Source organism: Nocardioides marmoraquaticus (assembly GCF_054777915.1).
In genome coordinates this window covers 56,804-78,326 of sequence record NZ_BAAHAA010000013.1, presented here as the reverse complement: position 1 = coordinate 78,326, position 21,523 = coordinate 56,804, and the positions used below count along the sequence as shown (strand labels likewise).

The window sequence follows — 21,523 nt, the reverse complement described above, 5'->3', positions numbered from 1 at the left end:
CCTGCCACCATCCGGGACCGACGGCCCCGCGACCGGCGCGGTCCGTACCCTGGACAGGTGTCCGACGCTGCTGAGAACGCCTTCCCGCCGCACCACCGGCCCGACTGCACCGAGCAGCTGGCCGACCTGCTGCGCGAGCGCATCCTCGTGCTCGACGGGGCCATGGGCACCGCGTTGCAGGGCAGCAGGCTGGGGGAGGCCGACTACCGCGGCGAGCGGTTCGCCGACTGGCACACCGACGTGCAGGGCAACAACGACCTGCTGTCGCTGACGCAGCCCGAAATCGTGCGCGAGGTCCACGAGCGCTACCTCGAGGCCGGCGCCGACCTGATCGAGACCAACACGTTCAGCGCGACCCGGATCGCCATGGCCGACTACGACATGTCGGACCTCGCCTACGAGCTGTCCTACGAGTCCGCCCGCCTCGCCCGCGCGGCCTGCGACGCCGTCACCGAGCGCACCCCCGACAAGCCGCGCTTCGTGCTGGGCGCCATCGGGCCGACCAACCGCACCGCCTCGATCAGCCCCGACGTCAACGACCCCGGGGCGCGCAACGTCACCTTCGACCAGCTCGTCGAGGCGTACGCCGAGTCGACCCGCGGCCTGCTCGACGGCGGCTCCGACGGTCTCGTCATCGAGACCGTCTTCGACACCCTCAACGCCAAGGCCGCGATCTTCGCCGTCGAGACCGTCTTCGAGGAGCACGGCCGCCGCTGGCCGGTCGTCATCTCGGGCACCATCACCGACGCCTCGGGCCGCACCCTGTCGGGCCAGACGACCGAGGCGTTCTGGCACTCGGTGCGTCACGCCCGCCCGCTGCTGGTGGGGCTCAACTGCGCACTGGGCGCCAAGGAGATGCGTCCCTTCCTGGCCGACCTGGCGCGCGTCGCCGACACCTTCGTCTCGGCCTACCCCAACGCCGGTCTGCCCAACGCCTTCGGCGAGTACGACGAGGGCCCGTCGGAGACCGCCGCCGTGGTGGGCGAGTTCGCCGAGGCGGGGCTGGTCAACCTGGTGGGTGGCTGCTGCGGCACGACCCCCGATCACATCGCTGCCGTCGCGCGCGCCGTCGAGGGGCAGTCGCCGCGCGAGGTGCCCGAGCAGGCACCCGCCATGCGCCTCTCGGGCCTGGAGCCGCTGACCATCGACGGCGACTCGCTGTTCGTCAACGTCGGTGAGCGCACCAACATCACCGGCTCGCTGCGCTTCCGCAACCTCATCAAGGACGGCGACTACGACACCGCCCTCAGCGTCGCCGCGCAGCAGGTCGAGAACGGCGCGCAGGTCATCGACGTCAACATGGACGAGGGCATGATCGACGGCGTCGCGGCCATGGAGCGCTTCCTGCGCCTGGTCGCCGGCGAGCCCGACATCAGTCGGGTGCCGGTGATGGTCGACTCGTCGAAGTTCGAGGTGATCGAGGCCGGCCTGAAGTGCCTGCAGGGCAAGCCCATCGTGAACTCGATCTCGATGAAGGAGGGCGAGGAGCCCTTCCGGCGCCAGGCCCGGCTGTGCCGCAAGCACGGCGCCGCCGTCGTCGTGATGGCCTTCGACGAGGACGGCCAGGCCGACACCCTCGAGCGCCGCCAGGAGATCTGCGCCCGGGCCTACCGCATCCTGGTCGAGGAGGAGGGCTTCCCGGCGGAGGACGTCATCTTCGACCCCAACGTCTTCGCCGTCGCCACCGGCATCGAGGAGCACGCGTCGTACGGCCGCGACTTCATCGAGGGCACCCGCTGGATCAGGCAGAACCTCCCGCACGCGCTGGTCTCGGGCGGCATCTCCAACGTCTCGTTCTCCTTCCGCGGCAACAACGAGGTGCGCGAGGCGATCCACGCGGTCTTCCTCTTCCACGCCGTCGAGGCGGGCCTGACGATGGGCATCGTCAACGCCGGCGCGCTCCAGGTGTACGACGAGGTGGCGCCCGCGCTGCGCGACGCGATCGAGGACGTCGTGCTCGACCGCACCGACGACGCGATGGCCGCGACCGAGCGCCTGCTCGAGCTCGCCGAGCAGCACCGCGGGTCGGGGGAGAAGCAGGAGGCGGCGGTCCAGGAGTGGCGCTCGCTGCCGATCGAGGAGCGGATCACCCACGCCCTGGTCAAGGGCCTCGACGCCCACGTCGAGGACGACATCGAGGAGTTGCGCGGCATCATCGCCGAGCGCGGTGGGCGGCCGATCGAGGTCATCGAGGGCCCGCTGATGGACGGCATGAACGTCGTCGGCGACCTCTTCGGCGCCGGCAAGATGTTCCTCCCGCAGGTGGTGAAGTCGGCGCGCGTGATGAAGAAGGCGGTCGCCTACCTCATCCCCTTCATCGAGGAGGAGATGGAGGAGGGCGACGAGCGCTCCTCCAACGGCACCATCGTCATGGCCACCGTCAAGGGCGACGTGCACGACATCGGCAAGAACATCGTCGGCGTCGTGCTGCAGTGCAACAACTACGACGTCATCGACCTCGGGGTGATGGTGCCGGCACAGAAGGTGCTCGACAAGGCCAGGGAGGTCGGCGCCGACATCATCGGCCTGTCCGGCCTGATCACCCCCTCGCTCGACGAGATGGTGCACTTCGCCTCCGAGATGGAGCGGCAGGGCTTCGACATCCCGCTGCTCATCGGCGGCGCCACCACCTCGCGCGCCCACACGGCGGTCAAGGTCACGCCCCGCTACGGCGGGCCGGTGCTCTGGGTGAAGGACGCCTCCCGCTCGGTCCCGGTCGCGGCCGCGCTGCTGCACCCGCAGCGCCGCGAGAAGCTGCTCGCCGAGACCGAGGCCGACTACGCCTCGCTGCGCGAGCGCCACGCCGGCAAGCAGCAGCGGCGCCTGCTGCCGATCGAGCGGGCCCGGGCCGGCGCGCCCGACCTCGACTGGGCGGCGTACGAGCCGCCGGCGCCCCTGGTCGGCACCGGCGTGCACGCGGTGACCGAGGACCTCGCCGTGCTGCGTGAGTACGTCGACTGGCAGCCGTTCTTCAACGCCTGGGAGATGAAGGGGCGCTTTCCCGACATCCTCAACAACCCCGCCACCGGGGAGGCGGCCCGCCGGCTGTGGGAGGACGCGCAGGAGATGCTCGACACGGTCGTCGCGGAGGGCTGGCTCGAGGCGAAGGGCGTCTACGGCTTCTTCCCGGCCGCGTCGCGAGGCGACGACGTGGTGGTCTTCGCCGACGACGACCGCACCGAGGTGCGCACCGTCCTGCACCACCTGCGCCAGCAGGGCGAGCACCGCGAGGGCGTGCCGCACCGCTCGCTGGCCGACTTCGTCGCCCCCAGCCACACCGGGCTCGCCGACCACGTGGGCGGCTTCGCCGTCACGGCCGGGCTCGGCAGCGCCGAGCGGGTAGAGAAGTTCAAGGCCGAGCACGACGACTACTCCGCGATCCTGCTCGAGTCGCTGGCCGACCGCCTCGCCGAGGCCTTCGCCGAGCGGCTGCACGAGCGGGTGCGCAGGGAGCTGTGGGGCTACGCGCCCGACGAGCACCTCCGCAACGACGAGCTGATCGCCGAGCGCTACCGCGGCATCCGGCCCGCGCCGGGCTACCCGGCCTGTCCGGAGCACACCGAGAAGATCACGTTGTGGGAGCTGCTCGACGTCGAGGGGACCACCGGCATCACGCTCACCGAGTCGATGGCGATGTGGCCCGGTGCGTCGGTGAGCGGCTGGTACTTCTCCCACCCCGCCTCGCAGTACTTCGTGGTGGGCCGCGTCGGCCGCGACCAGGTCGCGTCGTACGCCGAGCGCAAGGGCTGGACGGTGCCCGAGGCCGAGAAGTGGCTCTCGGCCAACCTCGGCTACGACCCCGATGACTGACGGCGGCGCCCCGGAGGCCGGCGGCCCGATGGGCGGCGAGCTGCCCGCGGCGGTGCTGTGGGACATGGACGGCACGCTCGTCGACACCGAGCCCTACTGGGCCCGCTGCACCACCGCGCTCGTCGAGCGCCACGGCGGCACGTGGACCGAGGCCGACGAGGGGCGGCTGCTGGGCAAGAGCCTGCAGGCGTCGGCTCGAGTGCTGCAGGACGTCGCCGGCCTCACCATCTCGCAGGAGCAGATCGTCGACGAGCTGCTCGCCGACGTGCTGGTGCTGGTCGAGGAGCACCTGCCGTGGCTGCCGGGGGCGCAGGAGCTGCTCGCCGCGCTGCGCGGTGCCGCGGTGCGGTGCGGCCTGGTGACGAACTCGTACTGGCGCTTCGCCGAGCCCGTGCTGCGCGCGCTGCCCGCCGGCACCTTCGACGTCGTCGTCACCGGTGACCTCGTCGACCAGGGCAAGCCCCACCCCGAGCCCTACCTGCGCGCCATGGCCGAGCTCGGCGTCACCGCGGAGCGCACCCTGGCGGTCGAGGACTCACCCACCGGCACCGCCGCCGCCGAGGCCGCCGGGTGCACCGTGCTGGTCGTGCCCGCCTACGCCGAGGTCGAGGCCGGGGGCCGCCGCGTCGTGCGCGACAGCCTCGTCGGCCTCACGCCGGCGGCGCTCGGCGCGCTCCTCGGGTGAGGCGTACGGCGGCGGCGTGCCGCCCCAGGCCGGGCACAGCTCCTGGAAGGTGCACCAGCGGCAGGCGAAGCCCGGGTTGGCCTCGAAGCCACCGGTCGCGGACGCCTCGCTGACGGCCGCCCAGAGCGCCTCGGCCGTGCGCTCGGTGGCCTCGAGCTCGGCAGCGTCGGGGGAGTGGCTGATGGTCTGGCCGTCGCCGAGGTAGACCAGCCGGAGCTCCTGCGGCACCACGCCGCGGCTGCGCCACAGCACGAGGGCGTAGACGCGGAGCTGGGCCAGCGCCCGCTGCTCGAAGCCCGCGGCCGGCGCCCGCCCGGACTTGTAGTCGACCACCCGCAGCGCTCCGTCGGGCCTCTCGTCGAGCCGGTCGACGACGCCGCGGAGCAGCAGCCGGGAGCCGAGGAGAGCCTCGACGTAGAGCTCGCGCTCGGCGGGTTCGAGGCGGCGCGGGTCCTCGAGGTCGAAGTACGCCGCCACCGCTGCGCGGCAGGGGGCGAGCCAGGCGGCCCGCTCGTCGTCGGGGACGGCGTCGGCCAGGTCGGGCTCGGCCTCCGCCAGCTCGGCCCAGGCGACGTCGACCAGCGCGTCGGCACGGCCCGGCTCGCGCTCCGGGGCCGGCAGGTCGAAGAGCAGCTCGAGCACCCGGTGCACGAGGGTGCCGCGCAGCGCCTCGGGCGCACGCGGCTCGGGCACCCGGTCGATGCGCCGCAGCCGGTAGCGCAGCGCGCAGTCGCGGAACTCGGCCATCGCCGTCGGCGACAGCGCCCCCACCACCTGCTCGCCGTCGACCACCGTGCCGCGCGGTGCGCGCTCGGCCGGGTCCACCGTCAGGTCGCTCGCCGGGGTCGTCGGGGTGTCCACGGGCCCCAACCTAGGTGCGGGGTCGGACAACCCGCCCCGGTAGCGTTGGCCGGGTGACAGCGACCGACCGCGGCCCGGCGCGCCGCGCCCCACGCGGTGCCGTGCGCATCGGTCGGGTCGCGGGGGTCGACGTCCTCGTGACGTCGTCGTGGTTGCTGGTCGCCGGCCTGATCGCGGTGGTGCTCGCCCCGCGCATCGAGGTCGTCCAGCCGGGTCTCGGCGGCCTGCGCTACGTCGCGGGCGTGGTCTTCGCCGTCCTGCTCTACCTCTCGGTGCTGCTGCACGAGATCTCCCACGCCCTGGTGGCCCAGCGCTTCGGGCTCGGCGTCCGCTCGATCACGCTGCACTTCCTCGGCGGCGCCACCGAGATCGACCGCGAGTCCGAGAGCGCCAAGCAGGAGTTCTGGATCTCCGTGGTGGGCCCGCTCACCTCCTTGGCCGTGGGAGGCGCAGCCCTGGCGCTGGCGCCGTTGAGCCCCGAGGGGCTGCCCCGGCTCGCGGTGGAGGGCCTCGCGGTCGCCAACCTGCTCGTCGGCGTGCTCAACCTCGTGCCCGGCCTGCCTCTCGACGGCGGCCGCGTGCTGCGGGCCGTGGTGTGGCAGGTCGGTGGTGACCAGCACCGGGGCACCGTCGCCGCCGCCTGGGGCGGCCGCGTCGTCGCGGTGCTCGTGCTGCTGTGGCCGGTCGTGCTCGAGCTCGGCTACGGCGTGCGCGCCGACGTCCTCACCTACGTGGTGGTGCTCGTGCTGGCGGCGTTCCTGTGGGCGGGTGCGACCCAGCAGCTCGCGCAGGCCCGCATCCGCCGCCGGCTGCCGGCCCTCGACGCCCGCCGGCTCGCGCGGCGCGCCCTCGCCGTGCCCGACGACCTCTCGGTGGCCGAGGCCGTGCGCCGCGCCCAGGAGGCCGGCGCGGGCGGGGTGGTGCTCCTCGACCGCAGCGAGCGCCCCGCCGGCGTCGTCAGCGAGCGCGCGCTCGTGGCCACCCCCGCCGAGCGTCGGCCGTGGGTGCCGGTGACCTCGGTGGCCCGCACCCTCGAGGCGGGCCTGCTGGTGCCCGCCGACCTGACCGGCGAGGAGCTGGTGCGCGCGATGGCGCGCCTGCCCGCCGAGGAGTACGTCCTGGTCGAGCCCGACGGCTCGATCTTCGGGGTGCTCGCCAGCACCGACGTCGACCGCGCCTTCGAGGAGACCGCCCGCTCGTGACCGACCCGACCACGCACGACCCGGCCCCGCACGACCCGACCCCGCCCGACGCCGACGGTCCACCCGCCGACGGCGCCGACTGGTCCGGCGTACGCCGCGGACCGCTGCAGCCGGGCGAGTGGGTGCGGCTCGTCGACAACAAGGGCCGCAAGCACAACCTGTGCCTGCAGCCCGGCGTCACGTTCCACACCAACAAGGGCGGCCTGGCCCACGACGACCTCATCGGCCACGACGAGGGGTTCACGCTGACCTCGACCAACGGCGGCGAGTACCTCGTCTTCCGTCCGCTGCTCAGCGAGTTCGTCGTCTCCATGCCGCGTGGCGCGGCGGTCGTCTACCCCAAGGACGCCGCGCAGATCGTCGCGATGGCCGACATCTTCCCGGGCGCCACCGTGGTCGAGGCGGGTGCCGGATCCGGTGCGCTGAGCTGCTCGCTGCTGCGCGCCGTCGGGCCGACCGGCCGGTTGCTGTCGTTCGAGCGCCGCGAGGAGTTCGCGGCCGTCGCCGAGCGCAACGTGCGGCAGTTCTTCGGCCACGACACGCTCCACCCCGCCTGGCGGCTCAGCGTCGGCGACCTGGTCGAGTCGCTCCCCGGCGCCACCGGTCCCGGCACCGTCGACCGGGTCGTGCTCGACATGCTCGCGCCGTGGGAGTGCGTCGACGTCGTCGCCGACGCGCTGCGCCCCGGCGGCCTCGTCGTCGCGTACGTCGCCACCACCACCCAGCTCGGCCGCGTCGTCGAGACGCTGCGCGCCCACGGCGAGTTCACCGAGCCGCAGCCCTGGGAGACGCTGGTGCGCGACTGGCACGTCGAGGGCCTCGCCGTGCGCCCGAGCCACAAGATGAACGGCCACACCGGCTTCCTCGTCACCGCCCGCCGCATGAGCGTCGGCTCCGCCGCCCCGCGCAAGACCCGCCGCCCCGCCCCCGGCGCCTACGGCGACGACTACCAGGGCCCCCGGCCGCAGGGCGTCTGAGCGCTCCGCCCCGGCTTTTCGAACGAAAAGCGCCCGACACGCCGAGGGAGGGGGAGCGGATCGGTCGGAACGTGCGGATCGACGTGCTTCTCGTTCGAAAAGCTCCCCGGGGACGGCCTCAGCCTCGCGACATCGCGCCATGGGAGCGTTCACGTGACCGGCAGGTCACGGGTCCATCACCGTGCGGCGTGTGAGGCAGACAACCCGCGAACCACGTGACCGGCCGCAGTAGGGTCGGCGTGCGGGGTCGACGAGAGCCCCGGTGGAGGTGGACGCAGTGCCAGAGAACCCCCAGGACCCGAGCGCGGCCGAGCTGCGCGCACAGGTGGTCGCCCTCGAGGCCGAGGTCGCGGTGCTCCGCCGCCGCGTGCACGAGGCGCCGTACGGCTCGGGGAGCCAGTCGGTCGACCAGCGCCTCGCGGACACGCAGCGCTCGCTCGCCGCGGTCACCTCGCAGAACGAGCGGCTCGCCCAGACGCTGCGCGAGGCCCGCGACCAGATCATCACGCTCAAGGAGGAGGTCGACCGGCTCGCGCAGCCGCCGACCGGCTTCGGCACCTTCCTGCAGCGCAACGACGACGACACCGTCGACGTGTTCACCGGCGGGCGCAAGCTCCGGGTCACGGTCAGCCCCAACGTCGATCTCGACGCGCTGACGCGCGGCCAGGAGGTGCTGCTCAACGAGGCGCTCAACGTCGTCACCGCGCTCGAGTTCGAGCAGGTGGGCGAGGTCGTGATGCTCAAGGAGATCCTCGCCGACGGCGAGCGCGCCCTGGTGATCGCCAACGCCGACGAGGAGCGCGTGGTGCGGCTGGCCCAGCCGCTGCGCGAGGCACGGCTGCGCGCGGGCGACTCGCTGCTGCTCGACGCCCGCTCCGGCTACGTCTACGAGAAGGTGCCCAAGAGCGAGGTCGAGGAGCTCGTGCTCGAGGAGGTGCCCGACATCGACTACGGCGACATCGGGGGCCTGTTCTCGCAGATCGAGTCGATCCGCGACGCCGTCGAGCTGCCCTACCTGCACCCCGACCTGTTCGTCGAGCACGAGCTCAGCCCGCCCAAGGGCGTGCTGCTGTACGGCCCGCCCGGCTGCGGCAAGACCCTCATCGCCAAGGCCGTCGCCAACAGCCTGGCCAAGAAGGTCGCGGCGAAGACCGGCCAGGAGGGGAAGTCCTACTTCCTCAACATCAAGGGCCCCGAGCTGCTCAACAAGTACGTCGGCGAGACCGAGCGGCACATCCGCCTGGTCTTCCAACGGGCGCGCGAGAAGGCCTCGGAGGGCACGCCCGTCATCGTGTTCTTCGACGAGATGGACTCGCTGTTCCGCACCCGCGGCTCCGGCGTCTCCTCCGACGTCGAGAACACCATCGTCCCGCAGCTGCTCAGCGAGATCGACGGCGTCGAGCTGCTCGAGAACGTCCTCGTCATCGGTGCCTCCAACCGCGAGGACATGATCGACCCGGCGATCCTGCGGCCCGGCCGGCTCGACGTGAAGATCAAGATCGAGCGTCCCGACGCCGAGTCGGCGCGCGACATCTTCTCGAAGTACCTCACCTCGCGGCTGCCGCTCCACGCCGACGACCTCGCCGAGTTCGGCGACGACCGCGAGGCGACCGTCGCGGCGATGATCCGGGCCACCGTCGAGCGCATGTACACCGAGACCGAGGAGAACCGCTTCCTCGAGGTGACGTACGCCAACGGTGACAAGGAGGTCCTGTACTTCAAGGACTTCAACTCCGGGGCGATGATCCAGAACATCGTCGACCGCGCCAAGAAGATGGCCATCAAGGACTTCCTCGAGCAGCAGAGCAAGGGCCTGCGGGTGGGCCACCTGCTCCAGGCCTGCGTCGACGAGTTCAAGGAGAACGAGGACCTCCCCAACACCACGAACCCCGATGACTGGGCCCGCATCTCGGGCAAGAAGGGCGAGCGGATCGTGTTCATCCGCACGCTCATCACCGGCAAGCAGGGCACCGAGCCGGGTCGTTCGATCGACACGGTGTCCAACACCGGGCAGTACCTCTGAGCATGGCCGAGCCGTCGCGGCCGGGTCGCGAGGACGCCGAGGCGCTCCTCGCGACCCGCCGCGAGCTCGGGCCGGACTACGACGACGCGCTCCTCGAGGCGTTCGTCGAGCGCGTCGAGAAGGCGGTGGCCGAGGGGTCCGCCCCACGACCGCCCGAGGTCGTGACGACGTACGTCGACCAGAACGCGGGGGCACGACAGCTCGCGCTGGCCATCGTCTCCCTGGTGGCCGCGATCCCGCTGACCGCGATCGTCCACGACAGCCGCGACGCGATCGTGCTCACCTGGGTGATGATCCTGCTGGTCAACGTCGTGCACGCCCTCCAGTCACGCCCGCGCCGTCAGTGACCCGGCAGGTGCCGGTCAGTCGTGCGGCGGTGCGTAGGCTCGCCGCGTGAGCGTGCGCCGGGTCATGGGGACCGAGACCGAGTTCGGCATCTCGGTCGTGGGCCACCCCCACGCCAACCCGATGGTGGCCAGCACGCGACTGGTCAACGCCTACGCCAGCAGCACGCTGCGGGCGCGGCGGGCGCGGTGGGACTTCGAGGAGGAGTCGCCGCTGCGCGACGCCCGGGGCTTCGACATGTCGCGGGCCGTCGCCGACCCGACGCAGCTGACCGACGAGGACCTCGGCCTCGCCAATGTCATCCTGACCAACGGCGCGAGGCTCTACGTCGACCATGCCCACCCGGAGTACTCCACGCCCGAGTGCACCAACCCGCGCGACGTCGTGCGCTGGGACAAGGCGGGGGAGCAGGTCGCGCTCGACGCGGCCCGCTTCGCGGCGGTGCCGGGCGACGTCGAGCACACCGACGTGACCGGCGACCTGGTGCTGTACAAGAACAACACCGACGGCAAGGGGGCGTCGTACGGCGCCCACGAGAACTACCTGCTGCGCCGCTCGACGCCCTTCGGCGACGTGGTGCGCCACCTGACGCCGTTCTTCGTCAGCCGGCAGGTCGTCTGCGGTGCCGGCCGCGTGGGGCTGGGTCAGGACGGACGTGGCCAGGGCTTCCAGCTCAGCCAGCGCGCCGACTTCTTCGAGGTCGAGGTCGGGCTCGAGACGACGCTCAAGCGCCCCATCATCAACACCCGCGACGAGCCGCACGCCGACCCCGAGAAGTACCGCCGGCTGCACGTCATCATCGGCGACGCCAACCTCGCCGAGGTGTCGACGTACCTCAAGGTCGGCACGACCAGCCTGGTCCTGGCGATGATCGAGGACGGCTTCCTCACCGACGACTGGCGCGTCTCGCGCTCGGTCGCCTCGCTGAAGGACGTCTCGCACGACCCGACGCTGACGCACCTTCTCGACGTCGGGGCGGGCCGGATGATGACGGCCGTGCAGCTGCAGTGGCTCTACCTCGAGGCCGCGCAGCGCTACGTCGGCGAGCGCATGGGCGGCGAGCCCGATCCCGAGACCGCCGAGGTGCTGCGTCGCTGGGAGTCGGTGCTGACCCGCCTCGAGCGCGACCCGATGGAGTGCGCCCGCGAGCTCGACTGGGTCGCGAAGCTCAAGCTGCTGCAGTCCTACCGCGACCGCGACGGCCTGGGCTGGGGTGACGCCAAGCTCGCGCTGATCGACCTGCAGTACGCCGACCTCCGCCCCGAGAAGGGCCTCTACCAGCGCCTCGTCCGGGCCGGTCGGGTCGAGCGGCTGCTCGGCGACGACGAGGTCGTGTCCGCGATGACGGAGCCGCCGGAGGACACCCGCGCCTACTTCCGTGGCCGGTGCCTGGCCCGCTACCCCGAGAGCATCGCCGCGGCGTCGTGGGACTCCGTCATCTTCGACCTGCCGGGACGTGAGTCACTGCAGCGCGTCCCGACCATCGACCCGCTGCGCGGGTCGCGCGCCCACGTCGGCGCGCTGCTCGAGCAGCACGAGACGGCGTTGTCGCTGTTCGAGGCGCTGACTGCCGGCTGAGCCGCCCCTCCGCGTGCACGGACTGTGGGTGGCGGGCCGCTAGGGTCGTGGCAGAGGGCTCGTCGCCGCCAGGGCACGGCGCCCGTTCCCCAGCAGGAGGTCGTCATGGCGCAGGAGCACAAGCAGCCGCGCAGGTCCCACGACGCCGAGGAGGCCGTCGAGGAGCAGGACTCCGCCACCGAGGCCGCGGCCGAGCGCAAGGAGCAGCTCGACGAGGACATCGACGCGATCCTCGAGGACATCGACGACGTGCTGGAGACCAACGCGGAGGACTTCGTGAAGTCCTTCATCCAGAAGGGCGGTCAGTGACACCGATGGGCGACCCGACCACCGGATCCCGGCTCTCGGGGGCCTTCCTGGCCCCCGGCAGCAGCTCCTTCGCGGAGTTCGTGGGCACCGTCTCGCCGGAGCTGCTGCCGTCGCGGCGCAGCCTCCCCCCGGGCGACGCGGCGCAGCTCGCGCCGCACGCCACCACGATCGTCGCCGTGACCTTCCCCGGCGGCGTGGTCATGGGAGGTGACCGCCGCGCGACCATGGGCAACGTCATCGCCCAGCGCGACATCCAGAAGGTCTTCGCCGCCGACGAGTTCTCCGCGGTCGGCATCGCCGGCACCGCCGGCCTCGCGGTCGAGCTGGTGCGGCTGTTCCAGACCGAGCTCGAGCACTACGAGAAGATCGAGGGCACCACGCTCTCGACCGACGGCAAGGCCAACCGGCTCTCGGCCCTGATCCGCGGCAACCTCGGCCTCGCGATGCAGGGCCTCGCGGTCGTGCCGCTGTTCGCCGGCTACGACCACGACCACGAGCAGGGCCGGATCTTCTCCTACGACGTCACCGGCGGACGCTACGAGGAGACCGCGTTCCACGCCGTCGGCTCCGGCTCGATCTTCGCCCGCGGGGCGCTGAAGAAGCTCTACCGCGACGACCTCGACGCCCAGGGTGCCGTGACCGCCGTGGTCCAGGCGCTGTACGACGCCGCCGACGACGACTCCGCGACCGGGGGCCCAGACCTCGCCCGCCGCATCTTCCCGGTCGTGCACGTCGTGACCGCCGACGGCCAGGAGCGGCTCGGCCAGGACGCGGTGGCCGCGATCGCCGACACCGTGGTCGCCGCCCGGATGCAGCGGCCCGACGGGCCCAACGCCCCCCTGACCTGAGGAGCCCACAGGCATGAGCATGCCGTTCTACGTCTCGCCCGAGCAGTTGATGAAGGACCGGGCCGACTTCGCCCGCAAGGGCATCGCCCGGGGGCGGTCCGTCGTCGCCGTCCGCTACGCCGACGGCCTCGTCTTCTGCTCCGAGAACCCGTCCGCGGCGCTGCACAAGATCAGCGAGATCTACGACCGCATCGCCTTCGCGGCGGTCGGTCGCTACAACGAGTTCGAGAGCCTGCGCATCGCCGGCGTGCGGCTGGCCGACATGCGCGGCTACTCCTACGACCGTCGCGACGTCACCGGGCGGGGCCTGGCCAACGCGTACGCGCAGACGCTCGGCGCGATCTTCTCCAGCGGTGGTGAGAAGCCCTACGAGATCGAGATCTTCGTCGGCGAGGTGGGCGACAGCGCCGAGGCCGACCAGCTGTTCCGGCTCACCTTCGACGGCCAGGTCGTCGAGGAGCGCGACTACGCCGTCATGGGCGGTGCCGCCGACGCGGTGACGTCCTACGTCGCCGAGCGCTTCTCCGCCGGGATGTCCCGCGACGACGCGCTGCGCCTCGCCGCGGCCGCGCTCGGCCACTCCGAGACCGGCCACCGTGACATCCCCGCCGACGACCTCGAGGTCGCCGTGCTCGACCGCACGCGCACCCAGCCGCGCAAGTTCCGCCGGCTCACCCTGCCGGCTCTGCGCGAGGTGCTCGGCGGCAGCGCGGGCGCCGACGACGCCCCCGACCACACCGCACCGTCGGTCTCGCCCGGCGAGGTCCCCCCCGACGCCTGACCGGCTCCTGGCCCCGCTCTTCGCGGGGAGCAGCGGTTGTGGTGCCGCTCCCTGAGGTGCGAGCGGAGCCAGCCACGAAGGGGCGCGCCCTTCGAGACGCCCCGCTCGTCCCTCGCGGGGCTCCTCAGGGAGCGACAGTCGCGTGCCCGGCCCTTGCGGGTCCTCAGGGAGCGGCAGTCGCGTGCCCGGCCCTTGCGGGCTACCCAGGGAGCGGCAGCCCGATCGCTCGTCCCCGCGGGGAGCAGTGAGCGCGGATTCGCTCCCTGAGGTGCGAGCGGAGCGAGCCACGAAGGGGGCGCACCCTTCGAGACGCCCCGCTCGTCCCTCGCGGGGCTCCTCAGGGAGCGACAGTCGCGTGCCCGGCCCTTGCGGGTCCTCAGGGAGCGGCAGTCGCGTGCCCGGCCCTTGCGGGCTTCTCAGGAAGCTGCAGCCGATCGCTCGTCCCGCGGGGAGCAGTGAGTGCGCATTCGTTCCCTGTGGTGCGAGCGGAGCGAGCCACGAAGGGGGCGCGCCCTTCGAGACGCCCCGCTCGTCCCTCGCGGGGCTCCTCAGGGGAGCGGCAGTCGCGTGCGCCCCTCGCGGGGAGCAGTGAGTGCGCATTCGCTCCCTGAGGTGCGAGCGGAGCGAGCCACGAAGGGGGCGCGCCCTTCGAGACGCCCCGCTCGTCCCTCGCGGGGCTCCTCAGGGAGCGGCAGCCATGCGCCCATCCCTCGCGGGGCTCCTCAGGGAGCGGCAGCCGCGTGCTCACCGCTCGCGGGGCGTCTCAGGAGCGGCAGTAGCGTGCCCGCCCCTCGCGGGGCTTCTCAGGGGGCGGGGGTGGCCTCGCGCTGGCCGAGGCGGCTGTGGCGGCGGCTGTAGGTGACGTAGACGACGACGCCGAGGGCCATCCAGATCAGGAAGCGCTCCCAGGTCTCGCCCGTGAGGTTGAGCATCAGGTAGACGCACAGGACCACCGACAGCGTGGCGACGATCGGGGCGGCGGGGGTGCGGAAGGCGCGCGGGAGGTCGGGCCGGGTACGACGCAGCACCAGCACGCCGATGCTGACGAGGGTGAAGGCGAACAGCGTGCCGATGTTGACCAGGTTGGCCAGCGTGGCCAGGTCGACGAAGCCGGCGAGCAGCGCGATCGCGACGCCCGCGATCAGGGTGATCCGGTGCGGCGTGCCGTACGTCGGGTGCACCCGCGCGAGCGAGCGGGGCAGCAGTCCGTCGCGGGCCATGGCGAACGCGACGCGGCTCTGGCCGAGCATCAGGATCATCGCGACGACGACGAGGCCGACGCAGGCGCCCACGGCCACGAGGTTGCCCATCCACGTGACGCCGGCGGCGTCGAAGGCGGTCGCCAGCGGGGCGCCGTCGGCGGGGTCGATGTCCTGGTAGCTCTGCACGCCGGTCACGACGAGGCTGACGGCGGCGTACAGCAGGGTGACGATGGCGAGCGAGCCCAGGATGCCGATGGGCACGTCGCGCTTGGGGTTGCGGGCCTCCTCGGCGGTGGTGGCGACGATGTCGAAGCCGATGAAGGCGAAGAACACCACCGAGGCCCCGGCGATGACGCCCGCGACGCCGAAGACGGCCGGCTCCAGGCCGAAGATCGAGGTGATGAGCGGCTGCGACTGGAAGCTGCCGCCCCCGCTGTCGGCGGGCTGCGACTCGGGGATGAACGGCACCCAGTTCGACGGGTCGACGAGGGTGATGCCGACGACGATGACCGCGGCGACGACGACCAGCTTGATGGCCACGACGACCTGGTTGAACCGGCTCGAGAACTTCGTGCCGCGCACCAGCATGCCCATCACCACGAGGGCGATCACCATGGCCGGGAGGTCGACGAAACCCTCGGACGCCGACGACAGCGAGGTCGGCAGCGTCACTCCGACGATCCCGAGCACCTGCTCGAGGTAGCCCGAGAAGCTGGAGGCCAGGGCGGCCGAGCCGATGGTGAACTCGAGCACGAGGTCCCAGCCGATGATCCACGCGACGAGCTCGCCGAGGGTGGCGTAGCTGAAGGTGTAGGCGCTCCCGGCCACCGGCACCGTCGAGGCGAACTCGGCGTAGCAGAGCCCGGCGAGGCCGCACGCGATCGCGGCGATGAAGAAGCTGAGGGCGAGCGCAGGCCCCGAGTTCGACGCCGCCACCGTCCCGGTGAGGACGAAGATGCCGGCCCCGATGATGACCCCGACGCCGAAGACCACCAGGTCGACCGCGCCCAGGTCCTTGCGGAGCTTGGCGTCGGGATCGTCGGTGTCGGCGATCGACTGCTCGATGCTCTTGGTGCGCCACACGCTCATGGAGAGCCAACCTAGGACCGCTGGGCCTCCTCCCGCATCCCCAGCGGGCGTGGGCTGCCGGGCACCGCATCACCCGGGCGCATAGTGTGGCTGTCGTGGACCGGCGCATCTTCGGCATCGAGAACGAGTACGGCGTCACGTGCACGTTCAAGGGCCAGCGTCGGCTGAGCCCCGACGAGGTGGCCCGCTACCTGTTCCGCAAGGTCGTCAGCTGGGGTCGGTCGAGCAACGTCTTCCTCGCCAACGGTGCCCGGCTCTACCTCGACGTCGGCAGCCACCCCGAGTACGCCACGCCCGAGTGCGACGACGTCGTCGACCTGGTCGCCCACGACAAGGCGGGGGAGCGGGTGCTCGAGGGCCTGCTCGTCGACGCCGAGCGACGCCTGCGTGACGAGGGCATCTCGGGCGACGTCTACCTGTTCAAGAACAACACCGACTCCGCCGGCAACTCCTACGGCTGCCACGAGAACTACCTGGTCAGCCGGCACGGCGAGTTCGCCCGCCTCGCCGACGTGCTGATCCCGTTCCTCGTGACCCGGCAGCTCATCTGCGGGGCCGGCAAGGTCACGCAGACGCCGCGGGGGGCGTCGTACAGCGTGAGCCAGCGCGCCGAGCACATCTGGGAGGGCGTCTCGAGCGCCACCACCCGCTCGCGACCCATCATCAACACCCGCGACGAGCCCCACGCCGACGCCGAGCGGTTCCGCCGGCTGCACGTGATCGTGGGCGACTCCAACATGAGCGAGACCACCACCCTGCTCAAGGTCGCCAGCTGTGACCTGGTGCTGCGGATGATCGAGGAGGGGGTGGTGATGCGCGACCTGACGATGGAGAACCCCATCCGGGCCATCCGAGAGATCAGCCACGACCTCACCGGCCGCCGCAAGGTGCGCCTGGCCAACGGCCGCGAGGCCAGCGTGCTCGACATCCAGGGGGAGTACCTCGGTCGGGTCCGCGACTTCGTCGACCGCCGCGAGCTGCACACCCCGGTCGTCGACCAGGTCCTCGACCTGTGGGAGCGGGGCCTCAAGGCCGTCGACTCCGGCGACCTGTCGATGGTCGACCGCGAGATCGACTGGGTCATCAAGTGGAAGCTCATCGACCGCTACCGCGCCAAGCACGGCCTGCCGCTCGGGCACCCCCGGGTCGCGCAGCTCGACCTGGCCTACCACGACATCCATCGCGACCGGGGGCTCTACTACCTGCTCGAGAAGCGCGGGCTGGTCAAGCGCGTGGTCGACGACCTCGCCGTCTACCGCGCCAAGTCGGTGCCCCCGCAGACCACCCGCGCCCGGCTGCGCGGCAGCTTCATCAAGAAGGCCCAGGAACGACGCCGCGACTTCACCGTCGACTGGGTGCACCTCAAGCTCAACGACCAGGCCCAGCGCACCGTCTTGTGCAAGGACCCGTTCCGGGCGCACGACGAGCGCGTCGAACGACTCATCGAGGGAATGTGACCCGCCGCCACCCCATCCGTCCGACCGCCCGCACGAGCCGTACGACGAGCCGAGGACGCCGCCTGGCTGCGGTGGCCTCGGCCGCCGTGCTGGCGCTGACCGCCGCCTGCGGCGGTGGCGGTGGTGGTGACGACGACCAGTCCTCCGACGACGACTCGGCCGCAGCCGAGGAGGCGCGGGCGCAGGTCGAGGTGAGCGGCGCCTTCGACGAGAAGCCCGAGGTGACCATCGAGGCGCCCCTCGAGATCTCCGAGAGCAGCTCGTGGACGGCGGAGGAGGGCGACGGCGACGAGGTCGGGCCCAGCTCGACGACCATCCTCGGGCTGACGATCGTCAACGGCCAGAGCGGCGAGGTCGCGATCAGCACCTACGACGAGGGCCAGGCGCCGCAGGAGGTCGACCTGACCCAGCAGGTGTTCCCCTCGCTGGTGCAGGGCCTGGTGGGCCAGAACGCCAAGAGCCGCGTCGTCATCGCCTCCACCGCCGAGGACGCCTACGGCCCCGACGGCTCGCCCCAGATCGGCCTCGACGCGGGCGACCCGGTCGTCATCGTGGCCGACGTGCTCTCGACCGACCCCGCCGACGTCCTCGACGCCCCCGAGGGCCAGGAGGAGGACGTCCCCCGGGCCGCGCCGCAACTGCAGGAGAGCGACGGCGTCCCCAGCGGGTTCACCGTCCCTCGCCAGGACCCGCCCACCAAGCCGCGCCTCTACACCCTCGTCGAGGGCGAGGGCCCGGAGATCACCGACCCCGACCGGGTCACGGTCAACTACCTCGGACAGGTGTGGGGCGGCGACGAGCCGTTCGACGACTCCTACAGCCGCGGCGAGCCGACCACCTTCTCGATCGGGCTCGGCCGGGTCATCCCGGCGTGGGACCGCCTGCTCCAAGGCGTTCCCGAGGGTTCGCGGGTGGTGCTGGTGTGCCCGCCCGACCTGGCATACGGCGCCGCGGGCCAGGGGGAGGACATCCCGCCGAACTCCACGCTCGTCTTCGTCGTCGACGTGCTGGGGGTCGGATGACGGCTGCGGCTACCTCGAGGGTCGGTGGCCGATGAGCCCGGTCGCCGCAGGCATGGCCGCCCGCAAGTCGGAGCGGCTGCTCAACCTCGTCATCCTGCTGCTCGTCTCGCGGGGCTACACCACCAAGGAGCAGATCCGCGAGCTGATGGAGCCGTACCGCGAGACGGCGAGCACCGAGGCCTTCGAGCGGATGTTCGAGCGCGACAAGGAGGAGCTGCGCGCCCTCGGCATCCCCCTCGAGACGGGCGCGGTCGACACCTACTTCGAGGACGAGCAGGGCTACCGCATCGCGCGGGACGCCTTCGAGCTGCCGCCCCTCGACTTCAGCGCCGAGGAGGTCGCCGTGCTCGGCCTCGCCGCCCGCGTCTGGCGCCACGCCGGCCTCGCCTCGGCCACCTCCGAGGCCCTGCTCAAGCTCAAGGCGGCGGGCCTGCCGGTCGACCGCGACCAGCTCGACACCCTCCAGCCCGCCGTCACGGCGCAGGAGCCGGCCTTCGAGCCGATGTGCCAGGCCGCGCTCAGCCGCACGCCGGTGCGCTTCGACTACCGCCGGGGCGACCAGGCGGCCGCCGACACGCGCCACCTGAAGCCGTGGGGCGTGGTCACCGCGCAGGGCCGCTGGTACGTCGTGGGGCACGACCTCGACCGCGACGACACCCGGATGTTCCGGCTCAGCCGCGTGGTCGGCGACGTCGTCGAGGAGGGTCGGCCCGGGTCGTTCAGCGTGCCCGAGGGCACCGACCTCCGGGCGCTCTCGGCCGGCCTCGCCCCCTCCGCCGCGCGCGACCGGGTCGCCGTCGTGCGCGCCCGTCGGGGCGCGGCCGTCGGCCTGCGCCGACGCGCCGACCTCCTCGCCGAGGGAGTCACCGGCCCCGACGGCAGCGACGACTGGGACCGGCTCGGCGTGCGCTACGGCCACACCGGGGCGGTCCTGGAGGAGCTGCTCGGGTACGCCGACGCCCTCGTCGTCGACGAGCCGGCCGACCTGCGCGCGCAGCTGCTCGAGCGGCTGCGCGGCCTGACCGCCGCGCTCGGCACGGGGAGCGCCTGATGGCCGGCGGGGCACGCGACCAGGTGAGCCGCCTTCTCGCGCTGGTGCCGTACCTGCAGCGGCGTACCGACCTCACGCTGTCGGAGGTGGCGGCCGAGTTCGGCGTGAGCCCGCGGCAGATCCACGCCGACCTGCGGGTGCTGTGGATGTGCGGGCTGCCCGGCCTGACCCCCGACCGCATGGTCGAGGTCGACATGGAGGCGCTCGAGGTGCCCCTGGACGACGGGGACGACGACGCGGACGACGACGCGGACGACGACACCGCCGACCGGCCCGTGCGCGTCGACCCTGGCGGCACCGTCCGCATCGACAACGTCGACTTCCTGCCCCGTCCCGTGCGCCTCGGCAGCTCCGAGGCGGCGGCGCTGATGGTGGCGCTGCAGGCGCTGGGGGAGGCCGGCACCGGCGAGTCTCGCGAGGTGGTCGACCGCGTGCTGGCCAAGCTCGAGGAGGCCGCCTCCGCAGGTCCGCTCCCGACCGCGCAGCTGGCCCCGCGCCCGGCCGAGGGCGCCGAGCACGCGCGCGAGCTGGTGCGTGCGGTCGCCGACGACCGGCAGGTGCGGCTCGCCTACTACGTGCCGGTCCGCGACGAGACCACCGAGCGGGTGGTCGACCCCGTCGCGCTGCTGACCCGCGACGGCCACGACTACCTCGACGCCTGGTGCCACCTGGCCGAGGACCGTCGGCTGTTCCGGCTCGACCGCGTCGAGCGCGTCGAGGTGCTCGACGCCGCCCGTACCCGCCCCGACCTGGCCCCGCGCGACCTCGCCGAGGGTCTCTTCGCTGCCTCGCCCGACGACGCCCTCGCCACGCTCCGCCTCGCGCCCCACGCGCGCTGGGTCGCGGAGTACCACCCCGTCGAGGCCCTGCGCGAGCTCGGCGACGACGCGTGCGAGGTCGACCTGCGCTACGCCGACCCCCGGTGGGTCGTCCGGCTGGCACTGCGGCTCGGCCCGGCCGTCGACGTCGTGTCCCCGCCGGAGCTGCGCGAGCAGGTGGCCGCCGAGGCCGCCCGGACCCTCGCGCTGTACGACGCCTGAGCCCGGGTGACCCGTTGCCCCACTGGTCACGATCGACTCGCCCACCACACCCTCGGCGTTCGCCCGAGCGGCGTACAGTTGCGACATGAGCCAGCTGCTGACGCCGTACATCGCCGGACTCGGGACCACCGAGCTGCTCATCATCGTCGGGGTGATCGTGCTGCTCTTCGGTGCTTCCAAGCTGCCCGAGCTCGCCCGCGGCTCCGGTCGGGCGCTGCGCATCTTCAAGGCCGAGACCAAGGGCCTGATGGACGACGACGACGCCAAGACCGAGCGCCAGCGCGAGCTCGACTCCCAGGAGCGCGAGGCCGAGTTCGACCGTCGCCACCCGGCCAACCGGAGCGACGAGCCGGGTGCACCCGGCTCCACCAGCTGACCCGCGCCGCCCCGCCGTGTCCGCGATCAGCGGCGTCCTCGGCCTGTTCAGCGGCAAGCCCCGGCACCCGGTGGGTGACGGGGGCCGCATGGCCCTCAGCGACCACTTCCGCGAGCTGCGCGCCCGCGTCATGCGGATCGCGCTCTACCTCGTCGTCACCACGACGATCGCCTTCTTCTTCTACGACCAGCTCTTCGCGCTGATCCTGGAGCCGTACCAGGAGGCCGCGGCGCTGCTGCCCGACAACACCCAGACCGAGCCCGTCATCACCGGCATCGGCCAGCCCCTGCTGCTGCAGATCAAGCTGTGCGCCCTGGCGGGCGTGATCGCCTCGTCGCCGCTGTGGCTGTACGAGATCTGGGCCTTCATCGTGCCGGGGCTGCACCAGCAGGAGAAGCGCGCCACCCGCGTCTTCGCCCTCATCGCGGGCCCGCTCTTCATCGTGGGCGTCGCCTCCGGCTACTGGGTGCTGCCGCGGGCCATCGCGACCCTGATCGGCTTCACGCAGGACGACCTCGTGCAGCTGACGGAGTTCGGCGCCTTCTTCTCCTTCGTGGTGCGGATGCTGCTGGTCTTCGGCATCGCCTACGAGATCCCGCTCTTCGTCATCATGCTCAACCTCGCCGGCATCGTCTCCGGCCGCGCGCTGGGCCGCTACCGGCCCTTCATCGTCGTCGGCACCTTCGTCTTCGCGGCTGTCGCGACCCCGTCGACCGACCCCTTCTCGATGCTCTTCCTCGCCATACCGCTGCTGGTGCTGCTGATGCTGTCGGAGGCGATCTGCCGCCTGCTCGACAAGCGCAAGGGCAAGCACCAGTGGGAGGAGTGGGACGACGACACCGCGTCCCCGATCTGACGGACGTCGGC

General features: G+C 72.3%; 17 protein-coding genes and 1 pseudogene. 16 read left to right on the top strand and 2 right to left on the bottom strand.

What is annotated here, in order from left to right; genetic code table 11:
• Positions 1–57 precede the first annotated feature (57 nt).
• Positions 58–3,810, top strand: a complete 3,753-nt coding sequence (gene metH / locus ACYU8I_RS11480; RefSeq protein ID WP_460840804.1) for a methionine synthase — start codon at positions 58–60, stop codon at positions 3,808–3,810.
• Positions 3,803–4,339: pseudogene (locus ACYU8I_RS11475) on the top strand (HAD family hydrolase); the annotation flags it as partial. The gene metH and the pseudogene ACYU8I_RS11475, both read left to right, overlap by 8 nt.
• A gap of 6 nt (positions 4,340–4,345) precedes the next feature.
• Here ACYU8I_RS11475 and ACYU8I_RS11470 read toward each other — a convergent pair.
• A complete protein-coding gene (locus ACYU8I_RS11470; RefSeq protein WP_460840800.1) occupies positions 4,346–5,356 on the bottom strand; it encodes a RecB family exonuclease in 1,011 nt (336 codons plus the stop codon).
• Positions 5,357–5,409: 53 nt separating this feature from the next.
• Between ACYU8I_RS11470 and ACYU8I_RS11465 the strand changes: the two genes are divergently transcribed.
• The 8 genes from ACYU8I_RS11465 to prcA all read left to right on the top strand — a co-directional run bounded on the left by ACYU8I_RS11465 (position 5,410) and on the right by prcA (position 13,419).
• On the top strand, positions 5,410–6,558 hold the full coding sequence (locus tag ACYU8I_RS11465; protein ID WP_460840798.1) for a site-2 protease family protein: 1,149 nt from the start codon (positions 5,410–5,412) through the stop codon (positions 6,556–6,558).
• A gap of 104 nt (positions 6,559–6,662) precedes the next feature.
• Complete coding sequence (locus ACYU8I_RS11460; RefSeq protein ID WP_460840871.1) at positions 6,663–7,535, top strand: tRNA (adenine-N1)-methyltransferase; 873 nt, start codon at positions 6,663–6,665, stop codon at positions 7,533–7,535.
• 277 nt (positions 7,536–7,812) lie between these two features.
• Complete coding sequence (gene arc, locus ACYU8I_RS11455) at positions 7,813–9,558, top strand: proteasome ATPase (RefSeq protein ID WP_460840795.1); 1,746 nt, start codon at positions 7,813–7,815, stop codon at positions 9,556–9,558.
• A 2-nt stretch (positions 9,559–9,560) separates the two neighbouring features.
• A complete protein-coding gene (locus ACYU8I_RS11450) occupies positions 9,561–9,905 on the top strand; it encodes a hypothetical protein (protein WP_460840792.1) in 345 nt (114 codons plus the stop codon).
• Between the two features lie 46 nt (positions 9,906–9,951).
• Entirely contained in the window at positions 9,952–11,481 is a 1,530-nt protein-coding gene (gene dop, locus ACYU8I_RS11445) for a depupylase/deamidase Dop (RefSeq protein WP_460840789.1), read from the top strand.
• A 105-nt stretch (positions 11,482–11,586) separates the two neighbouring features.
• Positions 11,587–11,790 (top strand): ubiquitin-like protein Pup, encoded by a 204-nt coding sequence (locus ACYU8I_RS11440; RefSeq protein WP_460840786.1) that lies wholly within the window; start codon positions 11,587–11,589, stop codon positions 11,788–11,790.
• 5 nt (positions 11,791–11,795) lie between these two features.
• Positions 11,796–12,638 (top strand): proteasome subunit beta, encoded by an 843-nt coding sequence (gene prcB, locus ACYU8I_RS11435; protein ID WP_460840783.1) that lies wholly within the window; start codon positions 11,796–11,798, stop codon positions 12,636–12,638.
• 13 nt (positions 12,639–12,651) lie between these two features.
• Positions 12,652–13,419: a proteasome subunit alpha gene (prcA, locus tag ACYU8I_RS11430; protein ID WP_460840780.1), complete on the top strand. Its 768-nt coding sequence runs from the start codon at positions 12,652–12,654 to the stop codon at positions 13,417–13,419.
• Between the two features lie 803 nt (positions 13,420–14,222).
• Here prcA and ACYU8I_RS11425 read toward each other — a convergent pair.
• Positions 14,223–15,710 carry an amino acid permease gene (locus tag ACYU8I_RS11425; protein WP_460840778.1) on the bottom strand — a complete coding sequence of 496 codons (1,488 nt, stop codon included), beginning with the start codon at positions 15,708–15,710 and terminating at the stop codon, positions 14,223–14,225.
• A gap of 95 nt (positions 15,711–15,805) precedes the next feature.
• Here ACYU8I_RS11425 and pafA point away from each other — a divergent pair, with 95 nt between their 5' ends.
• From pafA to tatC, 6 genes are all read left to right on the top strand, one after another.
• Positions 15,806–17,167 (top strand): Pup--protein ligase, encoded by a 1,362-nt coding sequence (gene pafA, locus ACYU8I_RS11420; protein ID WP_460840776.1) that lies wholly within the window; start codon positions 15,806–15,808, stop codon positions 17,165–17,167.
• On the top strand, positions 17,164–18,189 hold the full coding sequence (locus ACYU8I_RS11415) for an FKBP-type peptidyl-prolyl cis-trans isomerase (protein WP_460840774.1): 1,026 nt from the start codon (positions 17,164–17,166) through the stop codon (positions 18,187–18,189). Before pafA ends, ACYU8I_RS11415 begins: the two co-directional genes overlap by 4 nt.
• Positions 18,190–18,220: 31 nt before the next feature.
• Positions 18,221–19,240 (top strand): helix-turn-helix transcriptional regulator, encoded by a 1,020-nt coding sequence (locus ACYU8I_RS11410; protein WP_460840771.1) that lies wholly within the window; start codon positions 18,221–18,223, stop codon positions 19,238–19,240.
• A 23-nt stretch (positions 19,241–19,263) separates the two neighbouring features.
• Positions 19,264–20,280 carry a helix-turn-helix transcriptional regulator gene (locus ACYU8I_RS11405; RefSeq protein WP_460840768.1) on the top strand — a complete coding sequence of 339 codons (1,017 nt, stop codon included), beginning with the start codon at positions 19,264–19,266 and terminating at the stop codon, positions 20,278–20,280.
• 85 nt (positions 20,281–20,365) lie between these two features.
• The gene (gene tatA / locus ACYU8I_RS11400) at positions 20,366–20,656 is read left to right on the top strand and encodes a twin-arginine translocase TatA/TatE family subunit (RefSeq protein ID WP_460840766.1); all 291 of its coding nucleotides are present in this window, start codon (positions 20,366–20,368) and stop codon (positions 20,654–20,656) included.
• A gap of 16 nt (positions 20,657–20,672) precedes the next feature.
• Positions 20,673–21,512: a twin-arginine translocase subunit TatC gene (gene tatC, locus ACYU8I_RS11395; RefSeq protein ID WP_460840763.1), complete on the top strand. Its 840-nt coding sequence runs from the start codon at positions 20,673–20,675 to the stop codon at positions 21,510–21,512.
• The last annotated feature ends 11 nt before the right edge of the window (positions 21,513–21,523 follow it).